22 protein-coding genes, 1 tRNA gene and 1 pseudogene are annotated in these 24,503 nt (G+C 64.4%); 12 read left to right on the top strand and 12 right to left on the bottom strand.

The genetic code is table 11. The features are described from left to right. Positions 1 to 121: 121 nt before the first annotated feature. The 3 genes from FXB38_RS08500 to FXB38_RS08490 form a co-directional block, all read right to left on the bottom strand. A complete protein-coding gene (locus FXB38_RS08500; RefSeq protein ID WP_148750426.1) occupies positions 122 to 916 on the bottom strand; it encodes a toll/interleukin-1 receptor domain-containing protein in 795 nt (264 codons plus the stop codon). 139 nt (positions 917 to 1,055) lie between these two features. Further along, positions 1,056 to 1,140, bottom strand: a tRNA-Leu gene (locus tag FXB38_RS08495). Between the two features lie 142 nt (positions 1,141 to 1,282). After that, entirely contained in the window at positions 1,283 to 1,525 is a 243-nt protein-coding gene (locus FXB38_RS08490) for a FliM/FliN family flagellar motor switch protein (RefSeq protein ID WP_008141759.1), read from the bottom strand. A gap of 82 nt (positions 1,526 to 1,607) precedes the next feature. On the opposite strand from FXB38_RS08490, the gene lipB reads away from it, so the two are divergent. Together lipB and FXB38_RS08480 are read left to right on the top strand one after the other, a co-directional pair. After that, positions 1,608 to 2,345, top strand: a complete 738-nt coding sequence (gene lipB, locus FXB38_RS08485; protein WP_148750425.1) for a lipoyl(octanoyl) transferase LipB — start codon at positions 1,608 to 1,610, stop codon at positions 2,343 to 2,345. 200 nt (positions 2,346 to 2,545) lie between these two features. After that, on the top strand, positions 2,546 to 3,259 hold the full coding sequence (locus FXB38_RS08480; RefSeq protein WP_148750438.1) for a DNA helicase: 714 nt from the start codon (positions 2,546 to 2,548) through the stop codon (positions 3,257 to 3,259). Positions 3,260 to 3,303: 44 nt separating this feature from the next. Here the strand turns inward: FXB38_RS08480 and FXB38_RS08475 are convergent, their stop codons facing one another. Further along, complete coding sequence (locus FXB38_RS08475) at positions 3,304 to 3,726, bottom strand: tautomerase family protein (RefSeq protein WP_148750424.1); 423 nt, start codon at positions 3,724 to 3,726, stop codon at positions 3,304 to 3,306. A gap of 111 nt (positions 3,727 to 3,837) precedes the next feature. Between FXB38_RS08475 and FXB38_RS08470 the strand changes: the two genes are divergently transcribed. Both FXB38_RS08470 and FXB38_RS08465 read left to right on the top strand, forming a co-directional pair. Continuing rightward, positions 3,838 to 4,692 carry a LysR family transcriptional regulator gene (locus FXB38_RS08470; RefSeq protein ID WP_148750423.1) on the top strand — a complete coding sequence of 285 codons (855 nt, stop codon included), beginning with the start codon at positions 3,838 to 3,840 and terminating at the stop codon, positions 4,690 to 4,692. Between the two features lie 141 nt (positions 4,693 to 4,833). Then, entirely contained in the window at positions 4,834 to 6,354 is a 1,521-nt protein-coding gene (locus FXB38_RS08465) for a PAS domain-containing sensor histidine kinase (RefSeq protein ID WP_148750422.1), read from the top strand. 7 nt (positions 6,355 to 6,361) lie between these two features. On the opposite strand, the gene FXB38_RS08460 is transcribed toward FXB38_RS08465, so the two are convergent. The 4 genes from FXB38_RS08460 to FXB38_RS08445 form a co-directional block, all read right to left on the bottom strand. Further along, positions 6,362 to 6,661, bottom strand: a complete 300-nt coding sequence (locus FXB38_RS08460) for an acylphosphatase (protein WP_148750421.1) — start codon at positions 6,659 to 6,661, stop codon at positions 6,362 to 6,364. Further along, positions 6,658 to 7,524, bottom strand: a complete 867-nt coding sequence (locus FXB38_RS08455) for an isocitrate lyase/PEP mutase family protein (protein WP_148750420.1) — start codon at positions 7,522 to 7,524, stop codon at positions 6,658 to 6,660. The genes FXB38_RS08460 and FXB38_RS08455 overlap by 4 nt, the downstream gene beginning before the upstream one ends. A gap of 159 nt (positions 7,525 to 7,683) precedes the next feature. Then, positions 7,684 to 9,699: an acetyl-CoA carboxylase biotin carboxylase subunit gene (locus FXB38_RS08450; RefSeq protein WP_148750419.1), complete on the bottom strand. Its 2,016-nt coding sequence runs from the start codon at positions 9,697 to 9,699 to the stop codon at positions 7,684 to 7,686. A 174-nt stretch (positions 9,700 to 9,873) separates the two neighbouring features. Further along, positions 9,874 to 10,956, bottom strand: a complete 1,083-nt coding sequence (locus FXB38_RS08445) for a zinc-binding metallopeptidase family protein (protein WP_148750418.1) — start codon at positions 10,954 to 10,956, stop codon at positions 9,874 to 9,876. Between the two features lie 202 nt (positions 10,957 to 11,158). On the opposite strand from FXB38_RS08445, the gene FXB38_RS08440 reads away from it, so the two are divergent. The 3 genes from FXB38_RS08440 to FXB38_RS08430 all read left to right on the top strand — a co-directional run bounded on the left by FXB38_RS08440 (position 11,159) and on the right by FXB38_RS08430 (position 15,529). Next, entirely contained in the window at positions 11,159 to 13,636 is a 2,478-nt protein-coding gene (locus FXB38_RS08440; RefSeq protein WP_148750417.1) for a PAS domain-containing hybrid sensor histidine kinase/response regulator, read from the top strand. Between the two features lie 151 nt (positions 13,637 to 13,787). Then, complete coding sequence (locus FXB38_RS08435) at positions 13,788 to 14,228, top strand: EamA family transporter (protein WP_148750416.1); 441 nt, start codon at positions 13,788 to 13,790, stop codon at positions 14,226 to 14,228. A 50-nt stretch (positions 14,229 to 14,278) separates the two neighbouring features. Further along, positions 14,279 to 15,529: an arsenic transporter gene (locus FXB38_RS08430; RefSeq protein ID WP_148750437.1), complete on the top strand. Its 1,251-nt coding sequence runs from the start codon at positions 14,279 to 14,281 to the stop codon at positions 15,527 to 15,529. Positions 15,530 to 15,538: 9 nt separating this feature from the next. On the opposite strand, the gene FXB38_RS08425 is transcribed toward FXB38_RS08430, so the two are convergent. Then, complete coding sequence (locus FXB38_RS08425; protein WP_148750415.1) at positions 15,539 to 16,903, bottom strand: MFS transporter; 1,365 nt, start codon at positions 16,901 to 16,903, stop codon at positions 15,539 to 15,541. Between the two features lie 58 nt (positions 16,904 to 16,961). Then, positions 16,962 to 17,726, bottom strand: coding sequence for a GntR family transcriptional regulator (locus tag FXB38_RS08420; RefSeq protein WP_148750414.1), 765 nt, complete (start codon positions 17,724 to 17,726; stop codon positions 16,962 to 16,964). Positions 17,727 to 17,904: 178 nt separating this feature from the next. Between FXB38_RS08420 and FXB38_RS08415 the strand changes: the two genes are divergently transcribed. Genes FXB38_RS08415 through FXB38_RS08405 form a run of 3 tightly spaced genes read left to right on the top strand, consistent with a single transcriptional unit; the run spans position 17,905 to position 20,942 of the window. Further along, positions 17,905 to 19,104, top strand: a complete 1,200-nt coding sequence (locus FXB38_RS08415) for a mandelate racemase/muconate lactonizing enzyme family protein (RefSeq protein WP_148750413.1) — start codon at positions 17,905 to 17,907, stop codon at positions 19,102 to 19,104. Positions 19,105 to 19,117: 13 nt separating this feature from the next. After that, positions 19,118 to 19,885 carry an SDR family oxidoreductase gene (locus tag FXB38_RS08410; protein ID WP_148750412.1) on the top strand — a complete coding sequence of 256 codons (768 nt, stop codon included), beginning with the start codon at positions 19,118 to 19,120 and terminating at the stop codon, positions 19,883 to 19,885. Between the two features lie 25 nt (positions 19,886 to 19,910). Continuing rightward, a complete protein-coding gene (locus FXB38_RS08405; RefSeq protein WP_148750411.1) occupies positions 19,911 to 20,942 on the top strand; it encodes an L-idonate 5-dehydrogenase in 1,032 nt (343 codons plus the stop codon). Positions 20,943 to 20,957: 15 nt separating this feature from the next. On the opposite strand, the pseudogene FXB38_RS08400 reads toward FXB38_RS08405, so the two are convergent. Next, positions 20,958 to 21,392: pseudogene (locus FXB38_RS08400) on the bottom strand (DUF2380 domain-containing protein); the annotation flags it as partial. 187 nt (positions 21,393 to 21,579) lie between these two features. Between FXB38_RS08400 and FXB38_RS08395 the strand changes: the two are divergent. Both FXB38_RS08395 and FXB38_RS08390 read left to right on the top strand, forming a co-directional pair. Next, positions 21,580 to 22,965 (top strand): sensor histidine kinase, encoded by a 1,386-nt coding sequence (locus FXB38_RS08395; RefSeq protein ID WP_148750410.1) that lies wholly within the window; start codon positions 21,580 to 21,582, stop codon positions 22,963 to 22,965. Then, positions 22,962 to 23,615 carry a response regulator gene (locus FXB38_RS08390; RefSeq protein ID WP_148750409.1) on the top strand — a complete coding sequence of 218 codons (654 nt, stop codon included), beginning with the start codon at positions 22,962 to 22,964 and terminating at the stop codon, positions 23,613 to 23,615. The genes FXB38_RS08395 and FXB38_RS08390 overlap by 4 nt, the downstream gene beginning before the upstream one ends. Positions 23,616 to 23,619: 4 nt before the next feature. On the opposite strand, the gene FXB38_RS08385 is transcribed toward FXB38_RS08390, so the two are convergent. Continuing rightward, on the bottom strand, positions 23,620 to 24,462 hold the full coding sequence (locus tag FXB38_RS08385; RefSeq protein ID WP_148750408.1) for a hypothetical protein: 843 nt from the start codon (positions 24,460 to 24,462) through the stop codon (positions 23,620 to 23,622). Positions 24,463 to 24,503 lie beyond the last annotated feature (41 nt).

Here is a 24,503-nt window from a genome sequence, read left to right as displayed (position 1 = left end):
ATTCGCTCATGCGGCAATACGGGGGGTCAATATTGCAGGCCGAATGACAGCGTGAACTCCGTTACGGCGTAGTCGTACGCGTCCCGGAGGAGTGACTATCGAGGAGGCAATCAGCTGGAGTTCAGCGTGGAATCGAAACAGAATCCACGAAATACATTCCGCCTTCTTCACCGCCGCCAAAGCTGATCTGCCCTTCAAGGGGGCGATCGAAGGTTACATAAAGAGCGGTTAGAGCATCGACCGCATGGAAAGCGGCCATATACGACCACTGGCCGTCCACCGATTCACCTGAACCGGTACTAACCATTCCAGACAGAGTGGGGTGTCCGCTCGGACCGGGCATAACTGACTTCACCTTCAAGGTGCCCGACTTAGGCACTCCAACAACTGCAGGATACCACCACCACCGACCACTGCGAGGACGAATTTCTAGCACTTCCTGACCATTGAAACTGTGCATTCGAGCAACGAACGGAGCTACATTTTGTACCGCAGCCGTTGGGCGTTTCTTTTCGACGCCGTCAGCGACTAGGCGAGCCCAATTCGACTGACGAAGATGCACATAAAGACGAGTCGCGATCGCGGACGGAATCATGGCCCGGTCGATCGGAGCCGGGAAAATACCGATGAGCGGGAAGTCAGCACCGCGCGTTCTGAGAGCACGATCCAGCGCGTAAGCAAGCTCCTCGAGACAGGGCTCGCTGCTCAAACTGTTCTCCGTGGCTAGAATGGCCCATCCGTCGGTCTTCGGATCGGAAATACCTTTGTCAATTTGAGACCAAAGCCTCTGGCCGGGTACGATGTGCGCCCGATCAAAAGCGACGTCTAATCCAACTCGTCTCAGTTCCTGCACAACGTGATCGACGTCTTGGTCCTGGTTGTCCTTCCAGGCATAGGTCAGCCAGAGCTTCGCCATCTGAAATACCCTAACAGCGACATGTTGCTCAACTCAGGATAGAATAGAAGGCGCGCCACCTGTCAATATCGGATAGGCGAGCAGACCGATGGTCTAAGTTCTGAAAATGTTAATATCTACAATGTCTTACAGCTAGGGATGGTGCGCTCGGAGGGACTCGAACCCCCACGATTTTACTCACTGCCACCTCAAGGCAGCGCGTCTACCAATTCCGCCACGAGCGCTTTGGGGATGCCGGCTTAGGGCTTGAGGCCCGCCGGATCAACGGCGCCGATCTAACAAATCCATCAGTGGGGTACAAGCCTGCAAAGGCCCCGAATTCCACAAGCTTGGCAGGAAAGTTCCTGCCCTGCCCCCTGATCGGCCTTATCTCGTCCCTTGCGTCCGCGGCAGCATCTGCTTGACCTCGACCGCGATCCGGTTGCGGTCGACCAGCACCACCCCGGAGGCCACCGGCAGATTGTTGGCGAGAACCTTGACCTCGTCGGCCTCGGTTGCGTCCAGCTCGATGATGGCGCCGCGGGAAAGACGTAATACTTGATGGATCGGCATGGTGGTCGTCCCGAGGACGACCATGAGATCCACGGTGACTTTGTCGAGAGTAGGCACTGTCAGCACCACCGCAACTGGAGACTTACGCCAAAGGACTTGGCATTTGCGCCTGTGATCATCACCACGTTATGGTTAGCCAATGGTTAATTCGCCTCAAAACCCTCGCCAAGAGCTCGATTTGACGTCGTTTTCCGTCGCCGGCGGTGAGCCCGTCGAATGGCGAATCTCGGACGCGCCCGTGCCCTATCCGGAGGCCGTGGCCGCCATGGAGGCCCGCGTCGCCGCCATTGCGGCGGGCGAGGCGCCGGAGCTGGTCTGGCTGCTCGAGCACCCCCCGCTCTACACCTCCGGGACCTCGGGCAAGGACTCCGATCTGCTCGATCCCCGATTCCCGACCTTTGCCACCGGCCGCGGCGGCCAGCTCACCTATCACGGCCCGGGCCAGCGGGTGGCCTACGTCATGCTCGACCTCAAGCGCCGACGGCCGGACGTTCGGGCCTATGTCGCAAGCCTTGAGGAGCTGATCCTGAAGACGCTCGCGGCCTTCAACGTCCGCGGCGAGCGGCGCGAAGATCGGGTCGGCGTCTGGGTGAAGCGGTCCGACAAGGGGCCGGAGCACGAGGACAAGATCGCCGCGATCGGCGTGCGGTTGAAGCGCTGGGTCTCGTTCCACGGCATCGCCATCAATGTCGAGCCGGAGCTTTCGCATTTCGCCGGCATCGTCCCCTGCGGCGTCGCCGATCCTCGTTATGGCGTGACCTCGCTGGTCGATCTCGGCCAGTTGGTGACCCTGGCCGATGTCGACGTCGCGCTTCGGCAGGCTTTTGAAGAGCTGTTCGGGCCGACACGCGCGCTGCTGCCGGAAGCAGCCGCCTGACGTTTTCCTGTTGGCGGCGCGCCACGCGCGCGTTCTCCGCGGCCACGGAATCGGTTACGCTTGTATCAGGTGCCGCCCGCGCCTCCCCCCTCCGCCGGGAAAGCAGAATTCATGTCGGGCGACTAAACCGTCGGACCGACTGTTCGAGCGCCGGGCATAAGGAGGGATTGCGCTTCTGCTCGCAATGGGAGGTTTTAACCATGAAGTTGTCTGCACCGATCTATCATCTGAAGCGACAAGCGAAGCGCCTGTCCCGCGAGGAAGGCATCCCGCTGCACGCCGCGCTCGACCGCATCGCCGCGACGGAAGGGTTTTCCGCCTGGAGCATGCTCGCAGCGAAAGCCGCCGCCGCGACGCCGGCCAACAGGCTGTTCCCGCAATTTAAGCCCGGCGACCTCGTGCTGGTCGGGGCACGCCCCGGTCAGGGCAAGACATTGATGAGCCTCGAACTCGCCGTCGAGGCCATGAAGTCCGGCAGTCGTGCGGCATTCTTCTCACTCGAATACACTGAGAAGGACGTGCTGGACCGCTTGCGTGCGATTGGTGTCGAGCCGGTGGAGTTCGACAAACTCTTCGAGGTCGATTGCTCCGACGCCATCAGCGCCGACTACATCGTCAAGCAAATGGCCGCGGTCCCCCGCGGCACGGTCGTTGTGATCGACTATCTGCAACTGCTCGACCAAAGGCGGGAAAACCCCGATCTGACGGTTCAGGTGCGCGCGCTAAAATCCTTCGCGCGCGACAAGGGACTGATCGTCGTCTTCATCTCGCAGGTAGACCGGTCCTATGACCCCTCCGTCAAGCCCTGCCCCGATCTCAGCGATGTCAGGCTCCCAAATCCGCTGGACCTGACACTGTTCGACAAGATGTGTTTCATGAACAATTCCGAGGTTCAGTTCCGCGCAGCGAGCTGACGACAAAAGCCGCGGGTGAGATGACTCACCCGCGGCTTGCGGCCTCACGCCGCAGCCAACGACACTTCGAGCTTGCCGGCAATGTAGCGCCGCTCCTGGGTCAGGCCGCCAAAGCCGTAGGCGTCGCCCTTGACCTCGTCGACATGCAGATAGGTTTCGGGATGCAGCGGGCCCAAAATCCCGGCCATGCGCTTGAACATCGCGGCGAGATAAGCCGCCTTCTCGTCCTTGGTGTTGGTGCCCTCGCTGACGTGGATGTCGATCCAGTAGCTGGCAAGCTTCTGCTCGGCGAGCGACCTGCCGCCGGCGAACCAGTCACCCGCATCGACCGACTTCACGATGATGGCGGTGACCTTGGGATCCTTGTGCAGGATCTCAGCGGTGAGCTCAGAGACGGCGTCGGCTATGTCGGCCTTCAGCGACGGCGACTGGCGGGACGAGGTGTAGGACACGGTGATCAGGGGCATTGTCGTTCTCCTCAAGATATCGCGCTGCTTGCGCGGTGTTGGCGAGAAGCTAGACCTTCCCCTATCATTTTGGTATCTTATCTATATTGATACCAGTGATAAGTATTCAAAATGACAGCCCCACTCGACATCGCCACCGTCCAGGCCTTCCTGCTGGTCGCCGACCTCCAGAGTTTTACGCGTGCTGCTGAAGCACTCGGCACGACGCAGGCAGCGGTAAGTCTCAAGCTGCAACGGCTGGAGGCACTGCTCGACAAACGTCTGGTCGAGCGCTCGCCGCGCGCGGTCCGCCTCACCGCCGACGGTGCCAGCTTCCTCGAGCGCGCCCGCGCGCTGATCGCGGCGCATGACCGCGCGCTATCCGGCGAGGCACCGGCCGCGCAATCGCTCTCGCTCGGCATCTCCGATCACGCCGCAGGCCCCGAGCTGGTGCCGTTGCTCGAACGGCTGCATGCGATGTCGTCAAACCTCACCCTCGCCGTCACCATCGGCTTCTCGCGCGAGATGCAGGATGCCTATGACGCGGGCGAGCTCGATGCTGTGATCGTCCGCCAGGAGGGCAGCCGCCGCGGCGGCGAGAAGCTGACCGAGGACGAGTTCGGCTGGTTCGCATCACGGCGCCTCATCCTGCCGAAAGGCGAGCCGCTGCCGCTTGCGACGCTCGCCCCGCCCTGCGGCGTCCGCGCGATCGCCGTGCGCGCGCTCGACAAGGCCGGCCTCGCCTGGCGCGAGCGTTTTCTCGGCGGCGGCGTCACCGCGGTGGTCGCAGCGGCGCTTGCCGGGCTTGCAATCGCGCCGCTGGCACGGCGGATCGCGCCTCCCGGCCTGATCGACATCGGACCGGCGCACAAGCTGCCGAAGCTCGGCAGCTCGAAGGTGATGCTCCATTCGAAGGTCAGCGACCCCGGAAAGCTTGCGGCGCTGCGTGCGATGGCGGCGACATTTCGAAGTGTGGCCACCACCTGACATCTTTGCCGGACTGCGGATCATCGCGATCACATGGTGCCCGTCCTGCATACCGACCGCAGTTTTTGCCTAAAAACGCCCCAGAAAGCGGGAACCAACCGCCCTCTTGAGCGTTTCTCCCGGTCGAGGCGGGGTCCAGGAATGGTAAAAGAGTCCAGTCAACAGAGAGGCTTGTTCGAAAGCGAGCGGAGTTTTCGGCTGTTGGTGGACGGAGTCGCGGACTATGCGCTCTACATGCTGGATCCAACCGGCGTCATCACCAGCTGGAACATCGGCGGCGAGCGGATCAAGGGCTATTCGCCCGAGGAGATCCTCGGCCAGCATTTCTCGCGCTTCTATACCGAGGCCGACCGCGCCAACGGCAAGCCCGCGCGGGCCCTCGGCATCGCGCGGGACCAAGGCCGCTACGAGGAGGAAGGCTGGCGCGTCCGCAAGGACGGCACTTTCTTCTGGGCCAGCGTCATCATCGATCCAATCCACGAGGACGGCGCCCTCGTCGGCTTTGCAAAGATCACCCGCGACATCACCGAGCGGCGCAATGCCCAGATCAAGCTCGAGGCGATGCAGGCGCAGCTCGCGGAGTCGCAAAAGTTCGATGCGCTCGGCCAGCTTACCGGCGGCATCGCGCACGACTTCAACAATCTGCTGATGATCATCAGCGGCAGCCTTCACGTCCTGAAGAAGGCCGACCTCGACGATTCCAAGTTCCAGCGTGCGATCTCGGCGATCGACACCGCGACCAAGCGCGGCGCCGCGCTGACGGGACAGCTCCTGACCTTCGCGCGGCGGCAGAGCGTCAATCCGCAGGCGATCCATTTCGGCGACCGCATCGAGGCGATCCGCGAAGTGCTTCACGCCGGCGTCGGCAGCGCGGTTCGCCTCGCCTTCGACATCGAGCGCGAGGTCTGGCCGATCCACGCCGACGTCTCCGAGTTGGAGACGGGACTGCTCAATCTCGTCATCAACGCCCGCGATGCCATGCCCGACGGCGGCACTGTGACGATCGGCGCGCACAACATCGTCCTGGACGGTCCGCTCCACAGCGGCGAATTCGTTGCCATCACCGTCGCCGATACCGGGCTCGGCATCCCCTCCGACGTCGTCGACAAGATTTTTGAGCCGTTCTTCACGACGAAACCGGTCGGAAAAGGCACCGGCCTCGGCCTGTCGCAGGTGCACGGATTTGCGCATCAGGCCGGCGGCACGGTCAAGGTCGCAAGCGAGCTTGGCAAGGGCACCACCTTCACCATCCTGCTGCCGCGCGAAATCGCGGCCACGCCGAACGAGGCCTTTGAGGTAGCGCCGGTGCGCGGCAGCGGCACGGTGCTGCTGGTCGAAGACAATCCCGATGTCGCCATCGTCAGCATCGGCCTGCTGGAGCAGCTTGGCTATCGCGTGCGCCGGGTTGCGGATGCCGAATCCGCGCTGCGTGAGGTCGAGAATAACGGCGTCGACCTCGTCTTCTCCGACGTCGTCATGCCCGGCAAGATGGACGGGGTCGGCTTGGCCCATCGCCTGCGCCAGATCCGCCCCGACCTGCCGATCCTGCTCGCCAGCGGCTACAGCGACGCCGCCGCTGGCGTGCGCGGCGACTTTCCGATCCTCCGCAAGCCGTACGAGATCCACGAGCTCAGCGACGCGATCTCGAAGCTTCCGAAGTGATGGCCGACTAAACCGTCGGCAGCACCGAGAACGTTTCTCCTGCCCTGCGCAAATCCAGCCCATCCACGCTCGCCGTCTCGCTGGTGACGCTATCCACGCGCGAGGACGGCGGGCCGTGACGACACAGCGCGACCATGTCGGCGACATGCATGGGCGTACCCGCGAACAGTGCTTCCACGCTGCCGTCGCGGCGGTTGCGGACCCAGCCTTCGAGCCCGCAGGTCACCGCCTGGGACTCGACCCAGGCCCGATAGCCGACGCCTTGCACGTGGCCGCGGATCATGACCTGGAGGATCGCCCGGCTCATTTTTTCAGTCCGAGAAGGTCGGCGCTGCGCGCTTTCACTTCGGCTTCGCGCATGACGCGATGGGTCAGCTCCGCTGATGGCAATCCCTTCAGCGCTTTCGGCGCCGTGCCCTCGCGCAATGCCTTCTGGACTTCGTAGACGGCTTGGGTCGCTGCCGCGATCGGCGCGTGGCCCTGAAGCGCGATGCGGACGCGCCGGCTGGCGAGATAGTCGATTGCGTTCAATTCGTCCGGCGCGCCACCGAGCACGATCGGCAGACGCGTTGCGGATACAACGGCCTCGAGCTCAGCGCGCGACTTGATGCCAGTGAAGAACAGTGCATCGACGCCGGTGGCTTCATAAGCCTTGGCGCGGCGGATCGCGTCGTCGATCGAGCTGATCGAGGCCGCACCGGTGCGGCCCATGATGACCAGCGTGGGATCGCTGCGACCGTCGAGCGCGGCCTTCATCTTGCCGACGCCCTCCTCCAGCGAGACCAGCTGCGCCTTCGTCTCGCCAAAGGCGGGCGGTAGCAGCGTGTCCTCGATGGTGAGACCGGCCGCTCCCGCCGCCTCCAGCTCCTGCACCGTGCGGCGCACGTTGAGCGCATTGCCATAGCCGTGATCGGCATCGACCAGCACCGGCAGCGCGGAGGCGCGCGACATCCGCCGCATCTGCTCGGCCAACTCGGTGAGCGTGATCAGCGTAACATCGGGATCGCCGAGCACGGCGAGCGAGGCCACCGAACCGCCGAACATGCCGAGCGGGAAGCCGAGATCCTCGGCAATGCGGATCGAGATCGCGTCATAGACTGAGCCGGGATGGATGCAGGTCCCGCCCGACAGGATCGATCGCAGTTTTTCGCGGCGGGAACGAAAGGCCATGGTGCTGTCTCGGTCAAGTTACGGAGGCCGCATCATACTCCGTCATTGCGAGCGAAGCGAAGCAATCCAGAATCTTTCCGCAGGCACCAGTCTGGATTGCTTCGCTGCGCTCGCAATGACGGGTGCTTATGGGACGATCACCCGTCCCAACTCACACCTTTACGCAAACTCCAGGATCAGCGCGTCCACCGCGAGCGTCGCGCCGGCGCTGGCGTGGATCTTCTTCACGGTGCCGTCCTGCTCGGCCCGAAGCACGTTCTGCATCTTCATGGCCTCGACCACGGCCAGCGTCTCGCCGGCCTTGATCTCCTGGCCTTCGGTCACAGCGATCGAGACGATGAGCCCGGGCATCGGACAGAGCAGCTTCTTGCCGGTGTCGGAGGCCGTCGTCACCGGCATCAGCTTCGCCGAGGCGGCTTCCGTTTCGGTCCAGACATAGACCGGCACCTCGACGCCCTGATGCGCGAGGCGGATGCCGTTGGCGATCGGGCGCGCCTGCACTGCGACCACGTGGCCGTCGATGGTGCCCTGCCAGACCGGATCGCCCGGCTTCCATGCGGACTGCAGCAGATGCGCATTGCCGGCCTTGCCCTCGGCGTCGACGAACCGCACCGCGATCGCCTCGCCCTCGCGGGCAACCTCGAGCAAAATCTCCTGGCGGTCGAGCCAGACCGCGCGGCGGCGCTCGCGTTGCACGATGCGGCCGCCCAGCTGGCCGGAGATCTGCCGCTTGCGCTCGCCGAGCACGTGATCGATGGCGGCGCCGACCGCGGCGATCCGTCGCGCGACCTCACCTTCGGGCACGCGCACCGCAAAGCCCTTCGGGAATTCCTCGGCGATGAAGCCGGTCGACAGATTGCCCTCACGCCAGCGCGGATGATGCATCAGCGCCGACAGGAACGGGATGTTGTGGCGGATACCCTCGACATAGAACGAATCCAGCGCGGTCGCCTGCGCCTCGATCGCGGCCGCGCGTGACGGCGCGTGCGTGACGAGCTTTGCGATCATCGGATCGTAATGGATCGAGATCTCGCCGCCCTCTTGCACGCCGGTGTCGTTGCGCACGGTGATGCCGTCCTTGCTCACTTCCGCCGGCGGGCGATACTTCACCAGCCGCCCGATCGAGGGCAGGAAGTTGCGGAACGGGTCTTCGGCGTAGAGGCGCGTTTCCACGGCCCAGCCGGTGAGCGTGACGTCCTTCTGCGCGAGCGCGAGCTTCTCGCCGGCGGCAACACGGATCATCTGCTCGACGAGGTCGACGCCGGTGACGAGCTCGGTGACGGGATGCTCGACCTGGAGACGCGTGTTCATCTCGAGGAAGTAGAAGCTCTTGTCCTGCCCTGCGACGAACTCGACAGTGCCGGCGGAATCGTAGTTCACGGCCTTGGCCAGCGCGACCGCCTGCTCGCCCATCTTGCGGCGGGTGGCTTCGTCGAGCAGCGGCGACGGCGCCTCCTCGATCACCTTCTGGTTGCGGCGCTGGATCGAGCATTCGCGCTCGCCAAGATGGATGACGTTGCCGTGCTTGTCGCCCAGCACCTGGATCTCGATGTGGCGGGGATCGACGATGAACTTTTCGACGAAGACGCGGTCGTCGCCGAACGAAGCCTTGGCCTCGGCCTTGGCGAGATTGAAACCTTCCGCGACTTCGGCCTTCGAATGCGCGATGCGCATGCCCTTGCCGCCACCGCCTGCGGAGGCCTTGATCATCACGGGATAGCCGATCTCGTCGGCGATCGTGACCGCGTGCTTGCCGTCCTCAATGACGCCGAGATGGCCCGGCACGGTCGAAACCTTGGCTTTCGCGGCCGCCTTCTTGGATTCGATCTTGTCGCCCATCGCGGCGATCGCGCCCGGGTTCGGGCCGATGAAGACGATGCCGGCGGCTTCCAGCGCGCGCGGAAATGCCTCGCGCTCGGACAGGAAGCCGTAACCGGGATGAACGGCCTCGGCGCCGGTCTTGCGGCAGGCCTCCACGATCTTCTCAATCACCAGATAGCTCTCGGCCGCGGCCGGCGGGCCGATCAGCACGGCCTCATCGGCCATCTCGACATGGAGAGCGTCGCGGTCGGCCTCGGAATAGACCGCGACCGTCTGAATTCCCATCTTGCGCGCGGTCTTGATGACCCGGCAGGCGATTTCGCCGCGGTTGGCGATCAGAATGCGTTTGAACATGCTTTTCTTGAGTCTCGACCTGGGGCGGGACCCTTCCCTGACCGTTTGGGGCCTATAGGACGGGCCGTGTGGCTCCCGTGGTACATCAAAACTGGCCGGAGGCAACGGTCTAAATCCGGCCCCGCTGGCGTACCGGCGCAAGACCGAACGGGCCTCGCCAAGCCCTCGGATGACCTACGGCTTCCCGGCCTTGGCCACGTCCCGGACCAGGCTGTGGATGAAGCCCAGCTTGGCGACCACGGCCGATGACAGGATGAAGGGATAGAGGTCGCGCAGGCCCATGGCGCGGTTCACGCTGTTCATGGCGAAGGTGAAGGGCAGCCATGCGTCGACGATCGCCTCGACGCCTTTCGCCTCGTAAGGGTTGAACCGGATCCGCGTCGACAACTCCCCGTCGCGATCGACCTTGGGGCGCACCTCCATGCCGAACTCTCTAGCCATCTCCAGGGTGTCGACGATGTGGAGGTAATGCGCCCAGGTCTCCGCGAAATCTTCCCAAGGGTGCATCGTCGCATAGGCCGACACGTAGCCCTGCTGCCAGTCCGGCGGCGCGCGTTCGACATAGTGACGCTGCAGGGCTTCACCGTAATCGGCGGAATCGTCGCCGAACACGGAGCGGCATTCCTCCAGTTTCCCGCCATCGCGCACCAGTACATCCCAGAAATAGTGCCCGACCTCGTGGCGGAAATGCCCGAGCAGCGTCCGGTACGGCTCGCCCATCTCCAGCCTGCGCCGCTCGCGCTCGATGCCATCGGTCTCAGTCAGCGCGATCGTGATCAGGCCGTTGTCATGGCCGGTCAGGATTCTCTGGCCGCTGTTGGGATCGTCGGCGAGGAAATTGAAGATCAGCCCGTGCTCGGGATTGTCCTGCCGGGTCTGAAGCGGCAGCTTCCAGCGGATCAGCGAATAGAACAACCGGTGCTTCGCCACCTCCAGCTCTCGCCAGCCCGCCAGCTGCGCGGGGTCGGAGAGATCAGGCACGATGCCGTTATGGCGACAGGCGCGGCAATAGCCGGTGGTATCGCTAACATCCGTCAGCCAGTTGCAGGCATCATACTCGGCATTGCGGCACAGCATCCGCCCCTTGCCCCTGTCGGCGAGCGTGGTCCAGGTCCCGCCTCCAGCCTCCTCGTCAGGCTCGATCGCCGACATCGTCTCCTTCTCCGGCAGAAAGGCGACCTTGTGGCCGCAACGTTCGCAGGCGCGGTTCTCGAAATAGAGAACGTTGCCGCAGGCCTGGCAGACAAAGAGCTTCAAGATTTAGCCTCTTCGGATAGGGGAGTTGAAGCGCCTCGCGGACAGGCCTATCGACGGCCCATCGTTCCAATGTTTGGAACAAATAGCCAGACCCCGCGTTCGCTCATACCCGCCACATGCCGTTCGGCGAGGGCGTTTCCTTGTCTATTCCCTTTTGAGCAATGGCTATCACGCTTTGTCTGTGTGAATATCGGCTCGGCACGTGCGCTCCCGCATCACAACGGCCGACGCCTTGAACGATCCTTTGCCCGAGACCATTGCCGCCGAAAGGCTGCGCCAGCACCTCGAAGACATTGCGCGCGAGCGCGATGAAGCCTATCGCGCGCTCCAGGAGCGCGAGGCCGAGCTCGCGCGCATCCAGCGCATCGGCAAGGTCGGCGGGCTCGAGGTCGACTTCCGCGAAGGCTTCAAGAACCGCCGCTCGCCGGAATATCTGATGATCCACGGGCTGCCGCCCGAGGCCGTCGACGAGACCCATGAAGACTGGGTCAGCCGCATCCATCCCGATGACCGCGACGCGACCGTCAATCATTTCTTCGAGGCGCTGTCCGGGACCAGTGAGGACTACACCGCCGAATACCGCATCATCCGCCCGAGCGATGGCGAAACCCGCTGGATCCGCGTCGTCGCCAAGATCGAGCGTGACGGCGACGGCCGCGCGATCCGCCTCGTCGGTGCCCATATCGACGCCACCGACCAGATGCTGGTGCGCGAGACCTTGCGCGAGAGCGAGGAGCGCTTTCGGCTGATCGCCGACAGCGCGCCGGTGCCGATCTGGGTCACAAAGCTCGACCGCACGCGCTCCTTCGTCAACCAGGCCTATGTCGATTTCGTCGGCCTGCCCTACGACCAGGCGATCGCATTCGACTGGCGCAAGGTGCTGCATCCAGACGACCTGCCGCATGTCTTGCAGCAATCGGTTCAGGGCGAAGCTTCGCTCAAGCCGTTCGTGCTGGAGGCGCGCTACAAGGATGCCTCCGGCGAATGGCGCTGGCTGCGCTCGGAATCGCAGCCGCGCTGGGATCCAACCGGCAAGCATATCGGCTTCATCGGCGTTGCCCACGACATCACCGTCGCCAAGCGGGCCGAGATCGAGCTGCGGCAACTCAACGAGACCTTGGAAGAGCGCATCGTCGAGCGCACCGCCGAGCTCGAATCCAACGAGGCGCGGCTGCGCGCGATTTTGGGCACCAGCAACCAGTACCAGGGGCTGGTCAACCTTAGGGGTGAATTGCTCTACGCCAACAAGACCGCGCTCGACGGCATCACGGCGAACGCGTCGGACGTGATCGGAAAGCCGTTCTGGGATACGCCCTGGTTCAGCACAACCGAGGGCATGAGCACCGCCGTGCGCGAGGCCTTCGATACCGTGCTGAAAGGCGAAGCGGTGCGGATGGAGATGCGGTTGCGCCTTCCCATCGGCGAGCGCGATTTCGAGTTCGGCATGCGCCCGGTGCTCGACCGCCACGGCAACATCACCGGCGCGGTGCCAGAGGCCGTCGACATTACCGAGCGCCGCCGCGGCGAGGAGGCGCTGCGGCAGTCGCAGAAAATGGAGGCGATCGGCCAGCTCACCGGCGGCGTCGCGCACGACTTCAACAACCTCCTCACCATCATCCGCTCTGCGACCGACTTCCTGCGCCGGCGCGAGCTGCCGGAGGAGCGCCGCCGCCGCTATGTCGATGCGATCTCCGAGACCGTCGAGCGCGCTTCAAAACTGACCGCGCAGCTCCTGGCGTTCGCGCGGCGGCAACCGCTGAAACCGCAGATCTTCAATGTCGGCAGCCAGGTCGAGGGCGTGGCGCAGCTGGTCCGGCCGCTGGTCGGCGGCCGCATCGAGATCGCTGTCGAGATCGACGATGCCGACTGTTTTACCGTCGCCGACATCGCCCAGTTCGAGACTGCGCTGATCAACCTCGCCATCAACGCCCGCGACGCCATGGACGGCGAAGGCCTCCTCACCATCGCCGTCCGCAAAGTCCAGGGCATTCCGAGCCTGCGCACGCAATCGGCGCGCGGCGGCGATTACGTCGCAATCTCGGTGGCCGATACCGGCAGCGGCATCGCGCCCGGAAACATCGACGCCATCTTCGAGCCGTTCTTCACCACCAAGGAGGTCGGCAAAGGCACCGGCCTTGGCCTCAGCCAGGCGTTCGGCTTCGCAAAGCAGTCCGAGGGCGACGTCGCGGTGACGAGCACGCCTGGTAAGGGCGCGACCTTCACGATCTACCTGCCACAGGCGGAGAGCCCGGCCGCCGGGAAGGAATCCGCATCGCTCACCAGCGAGAGCGCGACCACCGGGCGCGGCTACCGCGTGCTCGTGGTAGAGGACAATGACGATGTCGGCCAGTTCTCGACCGAACTTTTGGAAGACCTCGGCTACGTCACCCGCCGCGTCGCCAACGCCAATGCCGCACTCGTCATCCTCGGTGAGAACGAGTTCGCGGTCGATCTGGTGTTCTCCGACGTCATCATGCCCGGCATGAACGGCGTCGAGCTCGCCGGCATCATCCGCGAGCGCTATCCGGGCCTGCCCGTCGTGCTGACCAGCGGCTACAGCAACGTGCTCGCCGAAAACGCCCATCGCGGATTTGAATTGATCCAGAAGCCATATTCGGTGGAGTCGCTGTCGCGCATCTTGCGCAAGGCGATCACGGAGAAGCTGTCGGTGGCGCGGTGAGAGTTTTGGCCGTGGAAAGTTGCCCCACATTCCGTCATTGCGAGCGCAGCGAAGCAATCCAGAGTCCCTCCGCGGAAAGATTCTGGATTGTTTCGCTTCGCTCGCAATGGCGGCGCTAGGGCGCCGTCATGCACCAACGGATCCTGATGATATGAAATCCACCCTCTTCTCCGCCTGGCAGACCTGGGCGCTGCTCTCTGCCTGCTTCGCCGCACTGACTGCGATCTTCGCCAAGGTTGGCGTCGAGAACATCAATCCGGACCTCGCCACCTTCATCCGCACCATCGTGGTGCTCCTGGCCTTCTCGGTGCTGCTGTTCTTCACCGGCCAATTCGCCGTGCCCTCGGCGGTCTCGTCGAAAACATGGCTATTCCTGGTGATGTCTGGGCTTGCGACCGGCGCGTCCTGGCTGTGTTACTTCCGCGCGTTGAAACTCGGGCCCGCAACACTGGTGGCGCCGATCGACAAGCTCAGCGTCGTACTGGTTGCCCTGTTCGCCTTTGCCTTTCTCGGCGAGCGTCCGACCGCGCAAGGCTGGGTCGGCATCGCCATGATCGGCGCAGGCGCGGTGCTGCTGGCGGTGAAGCTTTGAGCCTGCGGATACGATAGTCGGGCGCAACCGGGAGACTGCAATTGCCGAACGTGCCGTCTGACGCCATCTGGGCCTGGAGCATCATCGTCGTCGCGACCGCGGGCGTCATCATCCGCCCTTTTCGACTGCCCGAAGCGATCTGGGCCGTGCTCGGCGCCGGCGCCCTGGTCCTGCTCGGCTTCCTGCCGTGGCAGGATGCGCTCACCGGCATCGAGAAGGGCGTCGACGTCTACCTCTTCCTGATCGGCATGATGCTGATCGCAGAGCTCGCCCGGCTTGAAGGCCTGTTCGATTATCTGGCCGCGTTCGCGGTTGAACATGCGCGCGGCTCGCCGCAGCGGCTGTTCCTGCTGATCTATCTCGTCGGCACATTCGTCACGGTGCTGCTCTCGAACGACGCCACCGCGATCGTGCTGACGCCGGCCGTCTACGCCGCGACGCGCGCGGCCGGCGCCAAGCCCCTGCCTTATCTGTTCGTCTGCGCCTTCATCGCCAATGCCGCGAGCTTCGTGCTGCCAATCTCCAATCCGGCCAACCTCGTGGTCTTCGGCAAGCACATGCCGCATCTCGGGGCGTGGCTGCGCCAGTTCGCCCTGCCCTCGCTTGCTTCGATCGGTCTCACCTATGTCGCACTGCGCCTCGTGCTGCATCGCGAGCTCAAGGAAGAAACGATCGAAATGCGGGTCCCTCACCCGAAGCTCGGCCGCGGCGGCCGATTGACCGCCTACGGCATCGGCGCCATCGGCATCGTGTTGATCTGGGCCTCTGCACTCGATCTGCAATTGGGTCTGCCGACTTTCCTCTGCGGGAGTACGACGGCGGCCGCCGTGCTGCTCATCAACCGCCAGTCGCCTCTCCCCGTGCTGAAGGGGGTTTCCTGGAGCGTGCTGCCACTGGTCGGCGGGCTCTTTGTGATGGTGGAAGCGCTGGTGAAGACCGGTGTGATCGGGCAGCTCAGCGCACTGCTCCACGAAGCGGTGGCGCAATCGGTGCCGAAGGCCGCCTGGAGCGTCGGCGTTGCGACGGCAATCGCCACCAACATCGCCAACAATCTGCCGGTCGGCCTCGTCGCGGGCTCGGTCGCGGCCAGCGATCACCTGCCGGCGCCCGTCGTCAGTGCCATCCTGATCGGCGTCGATCTCGGGCCCAATCTGTCGGTGACGGGATCGCTCGCGACCATCCTCTGGCTGGTCGCGCTGCGGCGGGAGAAGATCGAGGTCGGCGCCTGGCGCTTCCTCAAGCTCGGCATGCTGGTAACGCCGCCGGCCCTGATCGCGGCCTTGGCCGCCGCGATCAGGTAGCTCGCGAGATCAGTCGTTCTCGTAACCGTAAACTTCCGGCAGGATAAAGATTGCGGCGAGCAATCCGATCAGCGGGAAGATTGCGACGAACAGCGTGGCGCCGGCTTGCCCGATCGCGGCGAACAGCGAAGGGAACAGGAAGATCGCCAGGAACGACGGCAGCTTCACGAACATGTAGGCGAAGCCGCTGGCGGTGCCGCGATACTTGGGCTTGGCGACCATCGTCGGAATGGTCATGCAGTTCGACGCGTCCCAATAATGGCCCCACAACATCGCGGCCGCCGCGAACGGCAGCAGGATCTTGTTGTCGGTGTAGAGCGCAAAGGCCGCAACCAGCAGCGAGACCAGCACGATGCCGAAACCGGCGATCGAGATGCCGCGATGGCCAATCTTCGGCGTTAGCAGCGGACCGACCCAGCCGGACAGCGCGGCGAAGCAGAACAGCGCCATCGTCACCAGATTGATGCCGAGCACGCTCGATACGCCGACCATCACGAACAGCACGGGCAGGTAGAACGCGAAGGTCGAGAACTCGCTGCCTTGCGCAAAGCAGGCGATCCAGCCGTAGATCGTGGCGCGCCAGCGGATCGGGTCCTTCCTCAGGTCGGCGATGAAGTCTCGGGTCGAAACCTTCGGCATCACCACGTCCTGATCGGGCAGCATGGCGAGATCGTCGTTGAACATCTCGCGCGCGACCTGCTTGGCCTCACGATAACGTCCCTTCTGCACCAGCCACACAGCCGTCTCCGGCACGTCGTGGCGCATGATCAGGATGATCAGAGCGGGCACCGCACCGAGGCCGAGCGTCACGCGCCACAGTGTCTCGTGGTGGATGTCGAACAACAGGAAGATCACGATGACGCCGATGGTCAGCACTTCGCCGACGGCGAACATGAACTGCCAGCGATTGCCCATCACCTCGCGCTCACCCTTGGCCATGGATTCCATGATGTAGGTGTAGCCGGTCGAGATATCCGAGCCGAGCGGAATGCCGAGCAGGAAACGGATCACGACGAGCCAGCCGACGCTGGGCACGAAGGCCTGCGCCAGTGCCAGCACGATGAACATCACCATCGTCACCAGGAACATCACGCGGCGGCCGATCTTGTCGGAGAGCCAGCCACCAAGGAGCGCGCCGATGAGTGCGCCGCCCTGCGTGCCCGCTGCGGCAAGGCCCAGCATCAGCGGATCGGGATTGTACTGCTCCTTGATGAAGATCAGGACGAAGGCGATCGAATAGAGATCCCAGGCCTCGACCAGGATCGAGGCCATCATCAGCCAGCCGACCTTGTTGCCCTTGGGGCTGTAATTGGTGATGAGGTAGCGGACCGCGGCTTCGCTCGCGGTCGGTTGTGGCACGGCCATCGTTGACATCTTTGGTCCTCTCTTCAAAACTCTTTACGCGCCAAGTACTTCTTAAGCGCCAAGTAGCTTAAGCGCCAAGCAGCGGCTCGATGCTGCAATCGAGCAGGCGCGGATCGATCCCCGCCTCCATGCCGGTGAACATCAGGTCCATGTAGTCGATCAGGGCATCGCTCGCCTTCACCGCGTCCTCGACGCGGCGGCCGGCAACGGCTGCGAGAATGGCAAGATGGCGATCGATCGTGCCGGACAGGTCGGTCTGTCCCGGCATGAAGCGATGGTGGATGTAGCCGATGCGGCGATACAGCGTGTGCAGTGGCCGCAGCGTATGCACCAGGAACGGCTCGCCCGCGGCTTCCAGCACCAGCGCATCGATGCGGCGATCGATACTGTTGAACTCGTCGAGGGTCAGGGTGGCGCGGCGCTCGCGCAGCAAACGCTCGATGTGCAGCGCCTGATTGCGGTGCGAGAGGCTGGCGCGATCGGCCGCAAGACGCACGACGAAGCGCTCCATGTCCCGGCGCAAGGCCAGCAGCATGCGCTCGCGCGCGAGATCGATCGGCGCGATGTGCAGGCCATGGCGCGGGCGGATGATGATGAGCGTATCGGCGGAGAGACGGTTGACGGCGTGATGCACCGGCGTGCGCCCGAAGCCGGTGATCTGCTGCAATTCCAGCATCGTCATGAACTGGCCGGGCTTGAGCTCGCAATGAACGAGCAGCTCCTCGATCTTCTGATAGGCCAGCTCGAAGAAATTGAGCCGGTTGCGCCGCGAGGGCTTGCCCTCGCCGTCGTCGTTTCTCACCACCTCGAGCGAGCGCTTGCGCCGTGCCATGTCGTCCTCTCCCGTCAGCCCGCGCTCTCGTTGCCGGGTGGCGCCTTATTTGTGGCACCCTTAAAACATGTTGTGATATATTACAAGCAAGCGTAAGACTTTCGCGGATGCGCTACGTGCTGCAGCGCAAAATGAAAACACGACCGGTGCGAGGCGCCTGTGACGGGAGGACATTGCCGTGAAGATCACCTCGATCGAGACGCTGCGCACCGAGGAATTTTCCAACGTCATCTGGGTGCGCGTTCACACCGATACCGGCATGATCGGTCTCGGCGAAACCTTTTATGGCGCTGGCGCAGTCGAAGCGCAGATCCACGACACCTTTGCCGGCCGCCTGCTCGGCCGTAATCCCCTCCACATCGAAGCCATCCATCGCGACATGCTGAACCTGCCGATGGCGCAGTCCTCGACCGGCGTCGAATATCGCGCAGCGTCGGCGATCGACATCGCGCTGTGGGATCTGTTCGGCAAGGTCTGCAATCAGCCGGTGCACCAGATGCTCGGCGGCCTCTGCCGCGACAAGCAGCGCATCTACAACACCTGCGCCGGCACGCAATATGTCCGCTCAACCAATATCAGCCCGGTCGCCAACTGGAATCTCGGCGCCTCCAAAGGTCCCTACGAGGACCTCGACGGCTTCATGCACCATGCCGATGCGCTCGCCGAAAGCCTGCTGGAGAGCGGCATCTCCGCGATGAAGATCTGGCCGTTCGATCCGGCGGCACAGGAGAACAAGGGCCTCTACATCACGGCGGCGCAGATGAAGCGGGCGATCGAGCCATTCGAGAAGATCCGCAAGGCGGTGGGCGACAAGATGGAGATCATGGTCGAGCTCCATTCGTTGTGGAATTTGCCGACCGCAAAGCAGATCGCCCGCGCGCTCGAGCCCTACAAGCCGACCTGGTACGAAGACCCGATCCGGATGAACTCGCCGCAGGCGCTCGCCGAATATGCGCGCTCGACCGACGTCTGGGTCTGCGCCAGCGAGACACTGGGCTCGCGTTTCCCCTACAAGGACATGCTCGACCGCGACGCCATGCATGTGGTGATGGCCGATCTGTGCTGGACCGGCGGCCTCACCGAGGGCCGCAAGATCGCGGCGATGGCCGAGACCTATCACCGGCCCTTCGCGCCGCATGATTGCATCGGCCCGATCGGGTTCATCGCCGCCATCCACATGTCGTTCAGCCAGCCCAACACGCTGATCCAGGAATCCGTGCGCGCCTTCTACAGGGGCTGGTACAATGAGCTCGTCACCACGATGCCCACGATCAAGGACGGCCATGTCTATCCGATGGAAGGTCCCGGTCTCGGCGTCGACCTTCTGCCCGCCGTGTTCGATCGCGCCGATCTGACCGTGCGTCGCTCCAACGCTTGAGGATTTTTTTAGGATGAGCATCGCACTCTTCGACCTTTCCGGCCGCACCGCGCTTGTGACCGGCTCCTCCCGCGGGCTCGGCCGCGCCATTGCCGAGGGCATGGCCAGGGCTGGTGCCAGGATCATCGTCAATGGCGTCGACCCGAAGCGCGTCGAGCAGGCCGTCGTCGAATTTCGCGCCGCCGGACATCAGGCCGAGGGCGTCGCGTTCAACGTCACCGACGAGCCCGCGATCGTCGGGGCCTTCGACCGCTTCGACCGCGAAGGGCTCGAGGTCGACATCGTCGTCAACAATGCCGGCATCCAGCACCGCAAGCCGCTGGTGGAATTCACCACCGACGAGTGGCGCAAGGTGATCGAGACCAACCTCACCAGCGCCTTCGTGATCGGCCGCGAAGCCGCCAAGCGCATGATCCCGCGCAAGCACGGCAAGATCATCAACATCGGCTCGCTCGGCAGCGAGCTGGCGCGTCCCACCATTGCGCCTTACACCGCGGCCAAGGGCGGCATCAAGAACCTGACCCGCTCGATGGCGGTGGAATGGGCCCAGCACGGCATCCAGGCCAATGCGATCGGCCCCGGCTACATGCTCACGGACATGAACGAGGCGCTGGTCAACAACACCGATTTCAACAACTGGCTGATGGGCCGCGTCCCCTCAAAGCGCTGGGGCAAGCCTGACGAGCTGGTCGGCGCGGCCATCTTCCTGGCGTCGGATGCCTCCACTTACGTCAACGGCCAGATCATCTATGTCGATGGCGGCATGATCGCCGCGATGTAATCGCGAAACCTGAGGGAACGAGACCATGCGCGCCGTCGTCATTCACGCCCCGAAGGATTTGCGGATCGACAGCTATCCCGATCCCGCACCCGGCCCGGGCGAGGTCCGCGTCAAGATCGCCAATGGCGGCATCTGCGGCTCCGATCTGCATTACTACCATCATGGCGGCTTCGGCGTCGTCCGGATCCAGCAGCCGATGGCGCTGGGTCACGAGATCGCGGGCGTGGTCGCGGCCATCGGTGACGGCGTCACCGGCGTAAAGACCGGGACGCGCGTTGCGGTCAATCCGAGCAAGCCGTGCGGCAAGTGCCTGCATTGCCAGGAAGGCATGCGCAACCAGTGCCTCGACATGCGCTTCCTCGGCAGCGCGATGCGCTTTCCTCACGTGCAGGGCGGTTTTCGCGAGTTCATCACGGTCGATGCGGCGCAGGCCGTGCCGATCGCCGACAAGCTGTCGCTCGCGGAAGCCGCGGTCGCCGAGCCGCTCGCGGTGTGTCTCCACGCCGGCAAGCAGGCCGGCGCCCTCCTCGGCAAGCGCGTGCTGATCACCGGCTGCGGCCCGATCGGCGCGCTGATGATTCTTGTCTCGCGCTTCGGCGGCGCGTCCGAGATCGTCGTGACCGATGTCGCCGACGCGCCGCTCGCGGTCGCAAAAAAGCTCGGCGCCACGCATGCGATCAACGTCGCGACCAGTGCCACGGCGCTCGATCGCTGGCGCGCCGGCAAGGGCGTGTTCGACACGCTGTTTGAAGCCTCTGGCAATCAGGCCGCGCTGCGCACCGCGCTCGAGGTGCTCCGTCCCGGCGCGACGCTGGTGCAACTCGGCCTCGGCGGTGAGATGACGCTGCCGATCAACTCCATCGTCGCCAAGGAATTGCAGCTCCGCGGCACCTTCCGTTTCGATCCGGAATTCGAGCTGGCGGTACGGCTGATGGGCGAAGGCCTGATCGACGTGAAGCCGCTGATCACGGCGACCATGCCATTCGAGAACGCGGTCGCCGCCTTCGAGCTCGCCAGCGACCGCGCGCAATCGATGAAGGTGCAGCTGACGTTCTAGCGCCGGCCGGCCTCAGGGCTGCGCCAGCGCGGCCATGACCTCGCGGGAGACGAAGATCTCGGCACGCTCCCACGATTCATCATTGTCGCCGCGGAAGGTGTAGAGCTTGTCCATCACGACCTTTTTGGCGCCGACGTCGATCACCGCGACCTTGGCCCATTGCACCAGCGTGCTGGTCTTCTGGATGCCGCCGATGACCTTGAACGCCGCCCCCTGCTGCATCGACGGCGCAAGCCGGTAGCGCGGGTCGGCGGCGATATCCCGCCGGAGCGCGACCATGAATGCCTGCAGCCGCCGCTCGTGGGCGGCGCTCTGGTCGGCCGGTTCGGCCGAGGTATCGGCATAGCTGAAATCGTCGAGCGCGACGGTGGTCTCAGCGGCTACGGCCCGGCCATCCAGCCCGGCGCCGAGAAGAACAACGAAAGACAGCAACGACAGGGTTCGGCGCATGACAGCCCTCACGTGACGGAAAGACTGCAGGCTAGGCGGACGCTTCGCGCAATGCAGCCGTGGCCATCCCGGCCAGCGCCGGGAAAATTTCACGACGTTGCACCGCAGTAAGGGTGCCGCTTTGCGCGGCTCGCGTTCTGCCGTTTAATGTGGAGGCGACAATTCCGTTCGCGCCAGGTGCCCGCCGATGTGGAACCGCCCGAGATTCGATCTCAAGGTCCGCCTGACCTTGCGCGTGGCCGCCATATCGGCCGCCTGCTTCGCCGCAATCTCCGCCTATTTCCTGATCACGGCCGACCGCGCAGCCCATGCGCGCATCGACGGCATTGCCGCTATCGTGGCAAAGACCCTAGAGCTGCAACAGGGCAAGGTCCTGTGGGCGGCGAGCCCCCGCTCGGACTTTCCTAACCTCGATCCTGTTTCAGCCTATGTGATGACGCCCGGCCTATGCCTGGCCTTCCGTGGCGTCGGCGGCGAGATGCTGCAGCGCTTCTGTAGCGGCGCGCCGATCCCGGAGGACCCGCCGCCGCAGATCTTCACGGCGTTCTACCACAGCCTGTTCGACCCCGGCCGTGAGGCCGCGCGGCCCGTAATCCTGCGCGGAACCAAGCTCGGCGAGGCCGTGGTCTCGGTCGATCCGGCCGTGCAGACGGCCGAGGCCTGGCACGAGGCCGGCCGCCTGATGCTGGCGCTTGCGATCGCGCTGCCGCTGTTGTGCGTCCTGGTCTACGCGGCGCTTGCCCGCGCGCTGCGCCCGACGCGCATGATCCGCGCCGGCCTCGAGCGGATCGCCGCCAACGACCTCACCGCCCGGTTGCCGCCGTTCGATCTTGCCGAGCTGTCCGCGGTTCGCGACGTCTTCAATCATCTCGCCGAAAGCCTCGACACTGCGCTGGCCGAGCGCGCCGAGCTGACGCGGAAACTGATCGCGCTCCAGGACGAGGAGCGCCGCCATCTCGCCCGCGAGCTGCACGACGAATTCGGCCAGTCGCTCGCCGCCATCCGCGCGCTCGCCGCCTCCGCCCGCCAGACTGCCGCGCAGGAGTGTCCCTCCTTGCTTGGCGAGTGCGACGGCATTGCGCGGACCGCAACCGGCATGATGGAGACGCTGCGCGGCACGCTGTTCCGGCTGCGCCCGCCTGACGTCGAGGAGCTCGGTCTCGTCGCCAGCCTCGAAGGTCTCGTTGCCGGCTGGAATGGACGCAGCCGCGGCGAGACCCGTTTTTCGATCCGTTTCGACGGCTCGTTCGAGACCCTGCCGGCCACGATCAGCGCCAACCTCTACCGCATCGTGCAGGAGGCGCTCACCAATGCCGCCAAGCATGCCGGCGCCACCAAGGTCAGCATGGAATTGACGATGCATGCCGGCGAGATCGCACTCGCCATCGACGATGACGGACGCTCGACCGATCGCGCCGCGAAATCCGGCATGGGCCTGCTCGGCATGCGCGAGCGCGTTGCGGCGCTGCGCGGCCGCCTGAGTTTTGAGGCCGGCCCCGCCGGTGGCTCGGCGCTGCGCGTCGTCATTCCGCTCGCAGCCGCCAATCCGCCAGCGCTGGAGCACGCGGCATGACCGCGACCATTCTGCTGGTCGACGACCATTCCGTGGTCCGCGAAGGCTATCGCTCCGTGCTCGAGAAGCAGCCGGGCCTGCGCGTCATCGCCGAGGCCGGCGACGGCGCGGAGGCCTATCGCCTGTTCAAATCCGAAACGCCGGACCTCGTCATCATGGATCTCAGCATGCCCGGCATCGGCGGCGTCGAGGCGGTCAGGCGCATCCGGCAATGGGACAAGGCGGCCAAGATCCTCGTCTTCACCATGCACGAGAATGCCGGCTTCGCCGTGCAGGCGATCCGCGCCGGCGCGAGGGGCTACGTCACCAAGACCAGCCCGCCGGAGACGCTGGTGCGCGCGGTGATGGACGTGCTCGCCGGCAAGATCGCGATCAGCCCGGATATCGACCACGAGCTTGCGCTGAGCCGGATCAGCGGCGAGAGCTCGGCCGCCGACGTGCTTACCCCGCGCGAGTTCGAGGTGCTGCGGCTGCTGCTCGCCGAAAACACCACGGAGGAGATCGCCGAGACGCTCCACGTCAGCCCGAAGACGGTGGCGAATTTGCATTCGCTGATCAAGGACAAGCTCGGCGTCGGCTCCGACATCGAGCTGGTCCGGCTGGCGCTGCGCCAGGGAATTTTGACGCAGCTCGATCTCGGCGAGGCGTGAACGCTCAGGCGAGATAGCGCGCGAGATAGCCTTCCATGGCATAGAGCGCGCAGAGCGCAAGGCTCGACCACACCGCGGCGCTGAAATACAGGAACATCCAGGTCAGCTCGCCCTTCCAATGCGCGATGTCGTGGGTCACCACCCATCTGGTCGAGACGTCATGCAGGCCCTCGAGGAATCCAAGGAACCTGCCGCCTTCGGCATGCCCGGCCCGCCAGCGGCTGAGATACATGGGAACGTCGACGGTGACGAGGAAGGCAAGGAAGCAGGCGATGCCGACGATGCCGGCAATCAGCGCCCAGCGCACCGGGCCCTGGAATTCCGGCATCAGCCGGCACAGCGCGATGCCGGCAAGGAAGAAGGTCACTGCCCACAGCGAGTTCTCGATTGCGTTGAAGAGGAAGTTGGTGGTCACCACCGCGTACCAGGAAAAACATTCCGCGATGATGATGATCGGCACGATCACCAGCGCGATATTCACCGCAGTCTCTGCGCCGGTCATGTGACCGAGCTGATGCAGGATGATCGCCCATTGCGCGGCGAAGCAGACCTCGGCCACGGTCGCGACCGTGCGGCCGACGAACACGCTCGACAGCCAGGTGTCGAACAGGCAGATGCGCTGCACGTCGGCGCGCGGCAGCACCGAGCGGAAGGCGCAGCCGAACACATAGCCCGCGCAGAGCAGGAACATCAGGCCGATATCCGAACCGCCGCCGACACTGCCGGCAACAGTCGGATAGAACTCGCGGTACAGCATGAACCAGACGAGAATGTTGGCAGCGCTGACCAGCGTCAGGGACCCCCACCACCACGCGAGGGGATTTGACCGTGCCTGCCACTGCAACATGAATCGCTCCGCCGTAGTCAATATGACATCCAACGGTAGTA

It is taken from the genome of Bradyrhizobium cytisi, from assembly GCF_008123515.1.
Taxonomy (GTDB): domain Bacteria; phylum Pseudomonadota; class Alphaproteobacteria; order Rhizobiales; family Xanthobacteraceae; genus Bradyrhizobium; species Bradyrhizobium cytisi.
This window is presented reverse-complemented; position numbering and strand designations above follow the sequence as displayed.